The following is a 13,904-nucleotide window of genomic DNA, read 5'->3' as shown; positions in this document are numbered from 1 at the left end:
GGGTATTCTACGGAAACAATATACCGTGGTGAAGCTAATTTACTCGATTGCTGCGATGACTACCTCCGGGGGACAAACTTTATGTAAATACTATGGTCCTGCAGTAATGATTTGTATGTGATACACAGCAACATTTCGAGATATTCATACGGAATCTAGTACTGGTTTAATTCTGTTTAAAATACAGGCAGATAACAAGATGAATATTCTTAATGCTTACGTTAAAAATGTTTAATATTATTTAATAGTTGTTAATTTGAATACTTCGATAATGTTATATTTCTTGATAATCATTTGCAGGCAAAATGTTTTCACCCTTAAATGAGTATTTATTCTCATAAATCGAAAAAGGATTCATTATGGTTACACTTTACGGCATCAAAAATTGTGACACCATTAAAAAGGCTCGCCGTTGGCTGGAAGCCAATAACATCGCCTATCGTTTTCATGATTACCGCATTGATGGGCTGGACAGCGGATTATTGAACGGTTTTATCAACGAATTAGGCTGGCAAGCGTTACTCAATACCCGTGGTACAACCTGGCGTAAACTGGATGAAACCACCCGCAATAAAATCACCGATGCGGCCTCTGCGGCGGCATTAATGACTGAAATGCCTGCAATTATCAAACGCCCATTGCTCTGTGCGCCCGGGAAGCCTATGCTGCTGGGTTTCAGTGATTCCAGTTATCAGCAATTTTTCCATGAGGTGTAGTCTATGTCGTGCCCGGTTATTGAGCTGACACAACAGCTTATTCGCCGCCCTTCCCTGAGTCCTGATGACGCAGGATGCCAGGCTTTGTTGATTGAACGTTTGCAGGCGATCGGTTTTACCGTTGAACGCATGGACTTTGCCGATACGCAAAACTTTTGGGCGTGGCGTGGGCAGGGCGAAACGTTAGCCTTTGCCGGACATACCGACGTGGTATCGCCTGGCGACGCAGACCGTTGGATTAATCCGCCGTTTGAACCAACCATTCGTGACGGCATGTTGTTCGGGCGCGGCGCGGCAGATATGAAAGGCTCACTGGCGGCGATGGTGGTAGCAGCAGAACGTTTTGTCGCGCAACATCCCAACCATACAGGTCGACTGGCATTCCTGATCACTTCTGATGAAGAAGCCAGTGCCCACAACGGTACGGTAAAAGTCGTCGAAGCGTTAATGGCGCGTAATGAGCGTCTCGATTACTGCCTGGTCGGCGAACCATCGAGCATCGAAGTGGTTGGTGACGTGGTGAAAAATGGTCGTCGCGGATCGTTAACCTGCAACCTCACCATTCATGGCGTGCAGGGGCATGTAGCCTACCCGCATCTGGCTGACAACCCGGTACATCGCGCAGCACCTTTCCTTAATGAATTAGTGGCTATTGAGTGGGATCAGGGTAATGAATTTTTCCCGGCGACCAGTATGCAGATTGCCAATATTCAGGCGGGAACGGGCAGTAACAACGTTATTCCGGGTGAACTGTTTGTGCAGTTTAACTTCCGCTTTAGCACCGAACTGACGGATGAGATGATCAAAGCGCAGGTGCTTGCCCTGCTTGAAAAACATCAACTGCGTTATACGGTGGATTGGTGGCTTTCCGGGCAGCCATTTTTGACCGCGCGCGGCAAACTGGTGGATGCGGTCGTTAACGCGGTTGAGCACTATAATGAAATTAAACCGCAGCTACTGACCACAGGCGGAACGTCTGACGGGCGCTTTATTGCCCGCATGGGGGCGCAGGTGGTGGAACTCGGGCCGGTCAATGCCACTATTCATAAAATTAATGAATGTGTGAACGCTGCCGACCTGCAGCTACTTGCCCGTATGTATCAACGTATCATGGAACAGCTCGTCGCCTGATGAGTGGTTCTGCAAGAGGAAATAAGCATGGACTGGCTGGCTAAATATTGGTGGATTCTGGTGATTGTCTTTTTGGTAGGCGTCCTGCTGAACGTGATTAAAGATCTCAAGCGCGTCGACCATAAGAAATTTCTCGCCAACAAACCGGAGCTTCCCCCGCATCGTGATTTCAACGATAAGTGGGACGATGACGATGACTGGCCGAAAAAGGATCAACCGAAGAAGTAAGCTAAGTGGCCGGATAAGGCGTTAATGCCGCATCCGGCAATGGTGAACGATGCCTGATGCGACGCTCACGCGTCTTATCAGGCCTACCAGGCTATTATTGCATCATTTCAATTACATCATCATCGCCAGGTTTGCCACCACTTAGCGCTTCGTCGAAATAATGTTTCGGAATGGTATAACGCAAGTGATCCAGGGCAAATTGCATACTGCGATTGTCGATTGCATGGCCTAAATCCTCCACAATATCCAGCGTCACATCACCACCTGCACTGATTAACGCTTCCTGCGCCGCAACCGCATGCGCCAGATCGATAACCGGATCTTCACCGCCATGAATCAAGTGAATTGTCGTGGCTGTAGACGCGGTTTCCGGCAAGCTGGCGTAACGTCCGTTAAAGGCAATGACGCGCGAAGCAAGACCCGGTTCGGCTTTAATGCTCTCCAGTGCCATAATCGCGCCTTGTGAGAAACCGATTAGCGCCGTGGCGTTAGCCCCTACTCCGCTCTGTTTCTGCCAGTAGCGCACCGTCTCAATAAACGTCGGCATGATGGCATCCACACGCGCCTGGCGATTATCTTCCGTAATACCCTGCACCGAAAACCACTGACGCCCCGCCGGATTACCGCTCGGCTCCGCGCCACCGACGCTCACCACCAGTGCATCAGGAAACAGCGGCGCAAACCAGCTGCCGATCTCACCCATCGCTACCGGGTTATCCCCGACACCATGGAAAAGCAGTAACAACTGTTGTGCAGGTTTATCCGGGCTTTGAACAACAAAATGGTCATGTTTCATGGCGAACTCCTTAACTGATGTCATTAATTTTACGCCGCTGACTCACAATGACCATGGGAGAAAATTGAAGGAGTCAGTGAAAAAATTGCCATTGCGTTATGCGATCGCGCAGACGCTCAGTGCGAACATTATCAAGTGCGAACAGCGCCTGCGCGGCCTCTTCTCGCTGACGGGCCAGTAACATCTTGCGGCCTGAAAGTTTAAGTGTGGTACATAACTGCGCGTCACTGGCGTTTTTCTGTAAACGACCACGCAGCGCCGGTAATGCCAGTTCACTGGTTTGTAGCAGACGCGTTAAGCAACCTAACGACGTTAATAGCGGACGATGAGCGAAAGCAAAACCGGCCAGTTCAAGCCAGTCGTCCTCAGAAAGGACGGCATCATTTCGTGGATCGACGGGGAGCGTTTCGCCATTCCACTGCGTGAGAGCATGCACATCGCGACGTAAACGGTAATGCTCACGTTCAGCCAGCTGTTTACCCGCATCACTCATCGGTAACAGTGCCATCGCCGTATAGCAACCGCTGCTGGCTTCACGATGATTACCCATTCGCACCAGCACAAAACCGCAGCGTTGCCAGAAACGCCATAACTCCGCGGTGTAGCCAAAACTCACCGAAAGATAGTCGAGGTCATGCGTATAGTTTAAAGCACGGGCAATAAGCTGTTGCCCAATGCCTTCACGCTGACGAGCTGGATGAACTGCTATCCTGCTGACCCGCCGTCCGCGCAATGTCGCTGCTAGTGGATTGCTGCCGTGCGCCGCCAGCGACTGGGCTACCAGATTACCCCGCGGGCGACGAAAACCTGCCCATACCGCCTGGCTGAGTTCTTGAGATAATCCGCCCTCCTCCACCAGCCACAGCGCCCCGGCGATCTCGTTTTCACAAGCCGCCTGGAAAAAATGTTGCTCAGGTACATCCATCATCCGGCGTAAATCCAGCGGCGAGGTCCGGTAGTGCGCGCCAGACAATAGCTGATATACCTTTAATGGTGTATCCGGATCGCTTCGCCATAAGGCCTGTTCAAAAGCGGAAATGACGATGTCACCTTGTGGTTCGTGAGTGAAGTTTTCATCGTCAAAAACCAGTGCCTCACTGACCATTTTTTCCAGCGGGCATCCCTGCGCCCAGCGGATCGGCTGTTGCAGTTCGAAACGGTGTAAATGCGGAAAGCGAGCGCAAAATTTCAGCAAAAAACCACGTCCCGTGCCTTCGTAGCCCTGCACCGTAGTGGTTAACAACGTTCGAGGAAAACGCGATACCAGTTGATGCAACAACGGCGCAGGTATGGCCGCGGCTTCGTCAACCACCAGCCAGTCGGCTTGCTCATTGCTGGCTAACAAGGCATCCGGCGCAATAAAGCGAAACTTTTCGCCCGCAAATTGTGCCAGTACATCCGTTGCCGCTTTTGCAGGCGCGGTGACAATCGCACTACCCGCAATACGAGAAATGAGTTGCCCTGCCAGCGCCGACTTACCGCGCCCACGCGCAGCAGTTACCGCTGACACACCCGGCGGCATGGTGAGTAGCTGCTGTATGAGTTGCTGTTGTTCTGGTTGTGGTGCGCCAGTCGCGGGTTGCCAGTCAGTACGGGGAATAAAATGCGTCAACGTGAACGGCTGGTTTTGCCGCCAGAGGATAGCGTCGTGATCCGCCGTAAGTACGCGTTTGAGGTGTCGGACAAAATGCGGCGTGGCAATAGGGTCAAGGCAATCACTCCAGCGCAGCGAGTCGGCATCCGGTTGGTTTTCCCACTCTTCCCATACAGGGAGTAACAACACCAGCCAGCTTCCCGCTTTCAACGTTCCGCTAAGTGCCGCAAAGGCAGCGGCATCAAAGCCCTGGCGGGCGTCGAATATCGCATGCCGGAACTCGCGTCCAAGTAAAGTTTGTAGCGCCGAGGGAGTACAGTGGTTTTCAGCGACTGGCTGCGGTGAAACCCACAACCAGTCGCCAGGTAAAGCATCACGCAACTTAAGCGCACAGTTAAAGCACCAACGTTCTTCCCCGCTCAATACCAGCAAGCGGCGGATCCCTTCACGTTTCATTTGCGCTGTTAATGGGTGAAGCGCAGTCAGTTCAGCCATCCCTGCCCCGAAAGTTAAATGCTTTTACCAAAAGTATTGCATTGTGCCGGATCGCCGCTGTCGAAACCACGTTTAAACCAGCTGTAGCGTTGCTGAGAAGTGCCATGAGTGAAACTGTCTGGTACGACTCGCCCCTGACTTTGCTGCTGTAAACGGTCATCGCCGATGGCCTGCGCCGCGTTCAGCGCTTCTTCCAGATCGCCGGTTTCCAGAACGCCTTGCTGCTGCATACTATGCCCCCAGACACCGGCAAAACAGTCGGCCTGGAGTTCCATACGCACAGATAAGCGGTTCACTTCCGCCTGCGTCGCGTTTTGTTGCAGTTGACGGACTTTCGGCTCGATGCCTAACAGTTTCTGCACATGATGACCGACTTCATGGGCGATAACGTACCCCTGGGCAAAATCGCCATCCGCGCCAAGTTTGTCTTTCATGTCATCATAGAAGGAGAGATCGATATAAACCGTGCCATCCGCCGGGCAATAGAACGGTCCCATAATGGACTGGCCCGCCCCGCAGCCGGTGCGCGTCATTCCACGGTACATGACCAGCTTCGGTTGCTGATAGGTTTTACCCATCTTCTCGAATTGCTGTCCCCAGGTGTCTTCCGTGGTTGCCAGAATCACCGAGGTGAATTTTGCGGCTTCGTCTTCATTAGGGCTAATTGACCGCGTTGATTGTTGTTGGGAAACCGGCTGTCCGGTCATCAATCCGGTTAAATCAACGCCATAGTAGCCTGCAACCAGCACAACTATCAGTAAAATCAGCCCGCCTTTACCGCTTGGCAGACGGAAACCGGGACCGCCCATTGACGGACCACCGGAGCTATTGCGCCTGTCTTCAACATTGTCACTTTCACGTCGCCCTTGCCAACGCATAGATACCTCAACAATATATTCATTATAGAAATGATCGTAGGTGGTTCAGAGGAAGATTACCACAGGAAAGCGGGATGAAATGGCGGAGGAATGAGCGTTCAATGCACATCTTATGAGAGCGGTTGTCTTGCCGTGCCAGCAGCACGGCAAGATGATGAATAGAAAAATCAGTCCAGCTGTACACCCAGGCGGCGGGCAACGGCTTCATAGGCTTCGATCAGGCCACCGAGGCTCTGGCGGAAACGGTCTTTGTCCATTTTCTCCAGCGTTTCTTTGTCCCACAGGCGGCTGCCGTCCGGGGAGAACTCATCGCCCAGTACCACTTCACCTTTGTACAGACCAAACTCCAGCTTGAAGTCGACCAGAATGAGACCAGCATCATCGAACAGTTTTTTCAGCACGTCGTTCGCTTTGTAGGTTAGCTCTTTCATACGCGCCAGGTTCTCTTTACTTACCCAGCCAAAGGTTTCGCAGTAAGATTCGTTGACCATCGGATCGTGCATGGCGTCGTTTTTCAGGAACAGATCGAACAGCGGCGGGTTCAGCTCAATACCTTCTTCGATTCCAAGACGTTTCACCAGAGAGCCAGCAGCACGGTTACGCACGACACACTCAACCGGCACCATATCCAGCTTTTTCACCAGACATTCGGTATCGGAGAGCAGACGCTCCATTTGAGTCGGGATACCCGCTTCAGCCAGTTTGCTCATAATGAAGTAGTTGAACTTGTTGTTCACCATACCTTTGCGATCAAACTGCTCAATGCGCGCGCCATCCCCTGCTGACGTATCATTGCGGAATTCGAGCACCAACAGGTCCGGGTTTTCCGTGCTGTATACGGTTTTCGCTTTACCACGATACAACTCAGCTTGCTTTTGCATCTTTATCACTCCTGGGTGTGAATTAACGTTTTAAAATCTTTTGCTGTCTGATGTGCCAGATGTTTTGTCGGATGCGGCAAGAACGCCTTATCCGACCTACGTCCGACAAACAAATTTCGTGCGAATTACCGCTAAAATCGCATTTTTCTGCCGACGCACACGTTTGCGTATCATATCAGAAAAAAGGGCCGGATGACTCCAGCCCTGTATTTTTACTTGCTAAACGCAGCCTGGAAGACAGCTACCAGCGCGTCGTTCTGACTCTGAGTCAGAGTATGACCTTTCGGATCGATGAACTGTAGGCTGCTGCGGTTATCTAAATCGCCAACCTGCAGTTTATAGTCACCGGATGCCAGGCCTGGATCGCTCGCGCCCAGTTCCTGCCAGTCGCTGTCAGACAGCGGCTTGTAAGTTACGGCCATGTTGCCCTGCGAACGGGTGCTGTCGGTCACTTTCATGCCCACTTTTTCCAGCGCCGCTGGCAGACGTTGCCAAACCACATTGAACGGCCCGCGTACGACCAGCATCGGTAAACCGGTGTCATCAGCTGCACTTTGTACGTCCATAGTGGTGGAGGCACGATTTTGCGCAGCGTTCGCGGCGTCAGTGGCAGATTTATCCAGACCGGCGGAAATAACGTTCATCATCTCCGTGCTGTAACGCTGCATGGAAGCCGCGTCTGCAACCGGTTTGCCCGCCTGTTCCAGGTTCAGCAGTTTAACCGTAACCGCCTGCTGATAACCCTGCGGCTTAACAGAGATTTGATAACGACCACGATACTGCTCGTCTTCGTCCAGACGGTTCCATTGTACCCAATCGGTGGTCAGCGTCTGACCCGCATCATCACGTTGGGTGATGGTGTAGTTTTTCGCCTGCAGCACGCTAACCACCTGCGGCCACAGAGTATTGCCACGACCATTTTCCACCAGCAATGAAGCGGTATCGCCCGTGAACTGGGTACGCGCGCCAGAAACCAGTGCCAGCGGCTGGGCTGGTGGACGAATGTCCAGCGCCTTACCGACAGCACCACTACCGTTGGTCACCGGGATTGCATAATCACCGGAGGTCACCGGCAAAATCATTCCAGCCGGGGCATGAAGCTCCGCAAGCGGTGCTGCTTCCAGGTAGGCTTCATCACCACTGACCTGACGCTTATAGCGTGAGTCAGAACTACAGGCTGCGAGTAATAAAACAAGCGAAACACCCGCAACCTTTGCCAGGCGCGACTTTTGAACAGAGTAAGCCATCAAATCTCCCTAAACTTTACAGCAAACCGGCATGCTTAAGCGCCGCTCTGACCGTCTCACGACCACTGTCGGTGATTGGAGTCATTGGCAGGCGCAGCGTATCGGTCGCCACAAGACCCAATTCCTTACATGCCCATTTCACCGGGATTGGATTGGGTTCGACAAATAGTTTGTTGTGTAATGGCATCAGACGCTGATTAATAACGCGTGCCTCGGCAAAATGCCCTTCTGCCGCCAGTTTGCACATCTGGGCCATATCACGCGCTGCGACGTTAGCCGTAACGGAAATAACCCCATGACCGCCTAATTGCATGAAGTCCAGCGCGCTCGCATCATCGCCGCTCAGCAGAACAAAATCATCTGAAACCAGCTCTTTGATCTGGTTTACACGCGTTAAGTTCCCTGTAGCCTCTTTGATTCCGATAATATTTTTTACTTTCGCCAGACGGCCCACCGTTTCCGGGAGCAGATCGCAACCAGTACGGGACGGCACATTATACAGAATTTGCGGCAGGTCAGTATGTTCAGCGATGGCTTTGAAATGCTGATACAAACCTTCTTGCGACGGACGATTATAGTAAGGGGTTACCGTCAGACAGCCGACGATACCACTGTCATTGAAGCGCTGCGTCAGGCTAATGGCTTCCGCAGTAGCGTTAGCGCCGGTCCCGGCAATCACCGGAATGCGCCCGTCAGCCAGCTCCAGCGTCATCATCACCACTTCAGCATGTTCGTCATGATTTAAGGTAGCGGACTCGCCAGTGGTGCCAACAGAAACGATCGCCGAAGTACCGCTGGCGACATGATAATCAATCAGTTTTTTCAAGCTAGCCCGACAGACATTACCTTTTTCATCCATCGGAGTAACAATCGCGACAATACTTCCCGTGAACATGGGCCATCCTCTGTGCAAACAAGTGTCTCAATGGTACGTTTGGTAAGGCATTAAAAGCAAGCAGACAGAACCGTTCTGATTGTTGTATGCATGTTTTTTTTATGCTTTCCTTAAGAACAACTCACCCCTTAAAGGAATAACCAGTTTGACACTGTCATCGCAACATTATCTGGTGATCACTGCGTTGGGTGCCGATCGCCCTGGAATTGTGAACACCATCACCCGTCATGTCAGTAGTTGCGGCTGTAATATCGAAGACAGTCGCCTGGCAATGCTGGGAGAAGAGTTCACGTTTATCATGCTGCTTTCCGGTTCATGGAATGCCATCACTCTGATTGAATCAACGTTACCGTTGAAAGGTGCCGAACTGGATCTTTTAATCGTGATGAAGCGCACGACGGCGCGTCCGCGTCCGCCAATGCCAGCATCGGTCTGGGTTCAGGTCGATGTGGCAGACTCCCCGCATTTAATTGAACGCTTCACGGCACTTTTCGACGCGCACCACATGAACATTGCGGAGCTGGTGTCGCGCACGCAACCTGCTGAAAATGAACGGGCTGCACAGTTGCATATTCAGATCACCGCCCACAGTCCCGCCTCTGCGGATGCAGCAAATATTGAGCAAGCGTTTAAAGCCCTATGTACAGAACTCAATGCACAAGGCAGTATAAACGTCGTCAATTATTCCCCACATGATGAACAGGATGGAGTTAAGTAATGAATCCACTGAAAGCCGGTGATATCGCACCGAAATTTAGCTTGCCGGATCAAGACGGAGAACAAGTTAATTTGACCGACTTCCAGGGACAGCGTGTTCTGGTTTATTTTTACCCAAAAGCCATGACTCCCGGCTGTACCGTACAGGCCTGCGGCTTACGCGATAACATGGATGAATTGAAAAAAGCGGGCGTTGATGTGCTGGGTATCAGCACCGATAAACCCGAAAAACTCTCTCGTTTTGCGGAAAAAGAGCTGCTTAACTTTACGCTCCTGTCTGATGAGGACCACCAGGTGTGCGAACAATTCGGCGTCTGGGGTGAAAAGTCCTTCATGGGCAAAACCTACGATGGTATTCATCGCATCAGCTTCCTGATTGACGCTGATGGCAAAATCGAACATGTCTTTGACGATTTCAAAACCAGCAATCACCACGACGTTGTGCTGAACTGGCTGAAAGAACACGCCTGATTACTTTGCTCCATTCAGTGCTGGCTGCGCTTGCGGCCAGCACACCTCACTTCTCGTGATCAAGATCACATTCTCGCTTTCCCCTGCGACACGGGTGTCGAATCCATTTATTGCTGAACGTTAATGACCATCATTTTTGTACCGTTCAGAATCCAGTTAACACATAACTTATTGAATATATTAAATTAATCAGACTGGCATCCTTTATGCAATATGAAATGCAATGTTTCATATCATTTTCAAGGAGCCGACATGAACCGCTTTGTGGTGGCCGAACCACTGTGGTGTACAGGATGTAATACCTGTCTCGCTGCCTGTTCGGACGTGCATAAAACGCAAGGTTTACAGCAACACCCGCGCCTGGCCCTGGCGAAGACGTCAACACTCACTGCCCCTGTCGTGTGTCATCACTGTGAGGAAGCCCCTTGCCTGCAGGTCTGCCCGGTCAATGCCATCTCCCAGAGAGATGATGCGATCCAACTCAACGAAAGCCTCTGTATTGGCTGCAAGCTTTGCGCCGTGGTCTGCCCATTTGGCGCAATCAGCGCTTCAGGAAGCCGTCCGGTGAATGCCCCTGCGCAATATGTTTTTCAGGCTGACGGCTCACTCAAAGACGGCGAAGAAAACGCGCCGACCCAACATGCTTTGCTGCGCTGGGAACCGGGTGTCCAGACCGTCGCGGTGAAATGCGACCTGTGTGATTTCTTGCCAGAAGGTCCGGCCTGCGTTCGCGCTTGCCCGAATCATGCGTTACGGCTGATCACCGACGATAGCCTGCAACGTCAGATGAAAGAAAAACAGCGCCTTGCCGCAAGCTGGTTTGCCAATGGCGGGGAGGATCCCCTTTCCCTCACTCAGGAGCAACGCTAATGGATGCCCTGCAATTATTAACCTGGTCGCTGATCCTCTATCTGTTTGCCAGTCTGGCTTCGCTGTTTTTACTCGGTCTGGACAGACTGGCTATTAAGCTTTCCGGCATCACATCGCTGGTGGGCGGCGCGATTGGCATCATCAGCGGAATTACGCAATTACATGCAGGCGTAACTTTAGTCGCCCGTTTTGCCACGCCTTTTGACTTTGCCGATTTAACCCTGCGAATAGATAGCCTCTCGGCATTTATGGTGCTGGTTATCTCCTTGCTGGTGGTGGTTTGTTCGCTCTATTCATTGACTTATATGCGCGAATACGAGGGCAAAGGCGCGGCGGCGATGGGCTTCTTTATGAATCTTTTCATCGCATCGATGGTTGCCCTGCTGGTGATGGACAACGCTTTTTGGTTCATCGTGCTGTTTGAAATGATGTCGCTGTCTTCCTGGTTTCTGGTCATTGCCAGGCAGGATAAAACGTCAATCAACGCTGGCATGCTCTACTTTTTTATCGCTCACGCCGGATCGGTGCTGATTATGATCGCCTTCTTGCTGATGTGGCGCGAAAGCGGCAACCTCGATTTTGCCAGTTTCCGCACGCTTTCACTTTCTCCGGGGCTGGCGTCGGCGGTGTTCCTGCTGGCCTTCTTCGGTTTTGGCGCGAAAGCCGGGATGATGCCGTTGCACAGCTGGTTGCCGCGCGCTCACCCTGCCGCACCATCGCACGCTTCGGCGTTGATGTCTGGCGTAATGGTCAAAATCGGTATTTTCGGCATCCTGAAAGTGGCGATGGATCTGCTGGCGCAAACGGGTTTGCCGCTGTGGTGGGGCATTCTGGTGATGGCGATCGGCGCAATCTCCGCGCTCCTGGGCGTGCTGTATGCGCTGGCGGAACAGGATATCAAACGGCTGCTGGCCTGGAGTACCGTCGAAAACGTCGGCATTATTTTGCTGGCGGTCGGTGTGTCCATGGTCGGTCTGTCACTGCACGACCCGCTGCTCACCGTGGTTGGACTGCTCGGCGCACTGTTTCATCTGCTCAACCATGCGCTGTTCAAAGGGCTGCTATTTCTCGGCGCGGGTGCGATTATTTCGCGTTTGCATACCCACGACATGGAAAAAATGGGGGCACTGGCAAAACGGATGCCGTGGACAGCCGCAGCATGCCTGATTGGTTGCCTCGCGATATCAGCCATTCCTCCGCTGAATGGTTTTATCAGCGAATGGTACACCTGGCAGTCGCTGTTCTCACTAAGTCGTGTGGAAGCCGTAGCGCTACAACTTGCGGGTCCTATTGCTATGGTGATGCTGGCTGTCACTGGTGGGCTGGCAGTAATGTGCTTCGTCAAAATGTACGGTATTACTTTCTGTGGTGCGCCGCGCAGTACACACGCTGAAGAGGCACAGGAAGTGCCAAATACGATGATCGTCGCCATGTTACTGCTCGCGGCTTTCTGCGTATTAATTGCGCTTAGTGCCAGTTGGCTGGCACCGAAAATAATGCACATTGCCCATGCGTTTACCAATACCCCTCCCGTCACTGTCGCCAGCGGAATGGCACTTGTCCCCGGCACGTTTCATACACGGGTCACTCCCTCATTACTGTTGCTGTTACTACTGGCGATGCCTTTGCTGCCTGGCCTTTACTGGCTGTGGTGTCGTTCGCGCCGTGCAGCGTTTCGTCGCACAGGGGATGCGTGGGCATGCGGCTACGGCTGGGAAAATGAGATGGCCCCGTCAGGCAATGGCGTGATGCAGCCGCTGCGTGTGGTCTTTTCTGCGCTATTTCGTCTACGACAACAGCTCGACCCTACGCTGAGGCTGAACAAAGGTCTCGCGCACATCACCGCCAGGGCTCAGAGCACAGAACCCTTTTGGGATGAGCGGGTGATCCGCCCCATCGTGAGCGCCACCCAACGGCTGGCCAAAGAAATACAGCATCTGCAAAGCGGCGACTTTCGTCTCTATTGCCTGTATGTGGTCGCCGCACTGGTTGTGCTGCTAATCGCTATTGCCGTCTAAGGAAATCACCATGAGACAAACTCTTTGCGACGGATATCTGATCATTTTTGCGTTAGCACAGGCCGTGATTCTGCTGGCGCTAACCCCGCTTTTTACGGGGATTTCCCGGCAGATACGCGCGCGTATGCACTCCCGTCGCGGACCGGGGATCTGGCAGGATTATCGCGATATCCACAAACTGTTTAAACGCCAGGAAGTTGCGCCGACATCTTCAGGTCTGATGTTCCGCCTGATGCCGTGGGTATTAATCAGCAGCATGCTGGTGCTGGCGATGGCCCTACCACTATTTATTACTGTTTCCCCTTTTGCGGGCGGCGGCGATCTGATCACCCTTATCTATCTTCTTGCCCTGTTTCGTTTTTTCTTTGCTCTTTCCGGGCTGGATACCGGAAGCCCGTTTGCGGGAGTCGGTGCCAGTCGCGAGTTGACGCTCGGCATTCTGGTCGAACCCATGCTCATTCTCTCACTGCTGGTATTGGCGCTGATAGCGGATTCCACGCATATCGAGATGATCAGCAAGACGCTGGCGACGGGCTGGAACTCGCCACTAACCACCGTACTGGCGTTACTGGCCTGTGGTTTTGCCTGCTTCATTGAGATGGGAAAAATTCCCTTTGATGTTGCTGAAGCAGAACAGGAATTACAGGAAGGCCCGCTGACCGAATATTCCGGTGCCGGGCTGGCGCTGGCGAAGTTGGGGCTGGGGCTGAAACAGGTCGTGATGGCATCACTGTTTGTGGCCCTGTTTCTGCCCTTTGGGCGCGCGCAAGAGCTTTCTCTCACCTGCCTGCTGACTTCACTTGTCGTTACGCTGCTCAAGGTTTTGCTGATTTTTGTTCTGGCCTCTATCGCAGAAAACACGCTGGCACGCGGGCGTTTTTTACTCATTCACCATGTGACCTGGCTTGGCTTCAGCCTTGCTGCGCTTGCCTGGGTCTTCTGGTTAACCGGTCTGTAAGGAGCACTG

General features: G+C 52.4%; 14 protein-coding genes. 8 read left to right on the top strand and 6 right to left on the bottom strand.

Features of this window, described 5'->3' with window-relative positions; genetic code table 11:
- The first annotated feature begins 359 nt into the window (after positions 1–359).
- Genes BEB42_RS10750 through BEB42_RS10740 form a run of 3 tightly spaced genes read left to right on the top strand, consistent with a single transcriptional unit; the run spans position 360 to position 2,075 of the window.
- A complete protein-coding gene (locus tag BEB42_RS10750) occupies positions 360–716 on the top strand; it encodes an ArsC family reductase (RefSeq protein WP_000258228.1) in 357 nt (118 codons plus the stop codon).
- 3 nt (positions 717–719) lie between these two features.
- The gene (gene dapE / locus BEB42_RS10745; RefSeq protein ID WP_001277815.1) at positions 720–1,847 is read left to right on the top strand and encodes a succinyl-diaminopimelate desuccinylase; all 1,128 of its coding nucleotides are present in this window, start codon (positions 720–722) and stop codon (positions 1,845–1,847) included.
- A 27-nt stretch (positions 1,848–1,874) separates the two neighbouring features.
- Positions 1,875–2,075 (top strand): YpfN family protein, encoded by a 201-nt coding sequence (locus BEB42_RS10740; protein ID WP_000383836.1) that lies wholly within the window; start codon positions 1,875–1,877, stop codon positions 2,073–2,075.
- A gap of 94 nt (positions 2,076–2,169) precedes the next feature.
- Here BEB42_RS10740 and ypfH read toward each other — a convergent pair whose 3' ends face one another.
- The 6 genes from ypfH to dapA all read right to left on the bottom strand — a co-directional run bounded on the left by ypfH (position 2,170) and on the right by dapA (position 8,861).
- On the bottom strand, positions 2,170–2,871 hold the full coding sequence (ypfH, locus tag BEB42_RS10735; protein WP_000679813.1) for an esterase: 702 nt from the start codon (positions 2,869–2,871) through the stop codon (positions 2,170–2,172).
- A gap of 73 nt (positions 2,872–2,944) precedes the next feature.
- Positions 2,945–4,960 carry a tRNA cytosine(34) acetyltransferase TmcA gene (gene tmcA / locus BEB42_RS10730; protein ID WP_105267364.1) on the bottom strand — a complete coding sequence of 672 codons (2,016 nt, stop codon included), beginning with the start codon at positions 4,958–4,960 and terminating at the stop codon, positions 2,945–2,947.
- Positions 4,961–4,974: 14 nt separating this feature from the next.
- Positions 4,975–5,838: a KPN_02809 family neutral zinc metallopeptidase gene (ypfJ, locus tag BEB42_RS10725; RefSeq protein WP_001267498.1), complete on the bottom strand. Its 864-nt coding sequence runs from the start codon at positions 5,836–5,838 to the stop codon at positions 4,975–4,977.
- A 167-nt stretch (positions 5,839–6,005) separates the two neighbouring features.
- A complete protein-coding gene (gene purC / locus BEB42_RS10720) occupies positions 6,006–6,719 on the bottom strand; it encodes a phosphoribosylaminoimidazolesuccinocarboxamide synthase (RefSeq protein ID WP_001295467.1) in 714 nt (237 codons plus the stop codon).
- A 212-nt stretch (positions 6,720–6,931) separates the two neighbouring features.
- Positions 6,932–7,966: an outer membrane protein assembly factor BamC gene (gene bamC / locus BEB42_RS10715; RefSeq protein ID WP_001297320.1), complete on the bottom strand. Its 1,035-nt coding sequence runs from the start codon at positions 7,964–7,966 to the stop codon at positions 6,932–6,934.
- 16 nt (positions 7,967–7,982) lie between these two features.
- On the bottom strand, positions 7,983–8,861 hold the full coding sequence (dapA, locus tag BEB42_RS10710; protein WP_001353045.1) for a 4-hydroxy-tetrahydrodipicolinate synthase: 879 nt from the start codon (positions 8,859–8,861) through the stop codon (positions 7,983–7,985).
- 145 nt (positions 8,862–9,006) lie between these two features.
- On the opposite strand from dapA, the gene BEB42_RS10705 reads away from it, so the two are divergent.
- The 5 genes from BEB42_RS10705 (at position 9,007) to hyfC (ending at position 13,895) form a co-directional block, all read left to right on the top strand.
- Positions 9,007–9,579: a glycine cleavage system transcriptional repressor gene (locus BEB42_RS10705; RefSeq protein WP_000176186.1), complete on the top strand. Its 573-nt coding sequence runs from the start codon at positions 9,007–9,009 to the stop codon at positions 9,577–9,579.
- Positions 9,579–10,049, top strand: a complete 471-nt coding sequence (gene bcp, locus BEB42_RS10700) for a thioredoxin-dependent thiol peroxidase (protein WP_001068682.1) — start codon at positions 9,579–9,581, stop codon at positions 10,047–10,049. Before BEB42_RS10705 ends, bcp begins: the two co-directional genes overlap by 1 nt.
- A 252-nt stretch (positions 10,050–10,301) precedes the next feature.
- Positions 10,302–10,919, top strand: a complete 618-nt coding sequence (hyfA, locus tag BEB42_RS10695; RefSeq protein WP_001353043.1) for a hydrogenase 4 subunit HyfA — start codon at positions 10,302–10,304, stop codon at positions 10,917–10,919.
- Positions 10,919–12,937 carry a hydrogenase 4 subunit B gene (gene hyfB, locus BEB42_RS10690; protein WP_000339439.1) on the top strand — a complete coding sequence of 673 codons (2,019 nt, stop codon included), beginning with the start codon at positions 10,919–10,921 and terminating at the stop codon, positions 12,935–12,937. Before hyfA ends, hyfB begins: the two co-directional genes overlap by 1 nt.
- Before the next feature lie 10 nt (positions 12,938–12,947).
- On the top strand, positions 12,948–13,895 hold the full coding sequence (hyfC, locus tag BEB42_RS10685) for a hydrogenase 4 subunit HyfC (protein ID WP_001353042.1): 948 nt from the start codon (positions 12,948–12,950) through the stop codon (positions 13,893–13,895).
- Positions 13,896–13,904: the final 9 nt, after the last annotated feature.

This window comes from Escherichia sp. MOD1-EC5990 (assembly GCF_002965285.1).
Classification (GTDB): Bacteria; Pseudomonadota; Gammaproteobacteria; order Enterobacterales; family Enterobacteriaceae; genus Escherichia; species Escherichia coli_F.
The sequence above is the reverse complement of the archived record's forward strand: the minus strand, read 5'-3'. Positions and strand labels throughout refer to the sequence as shown.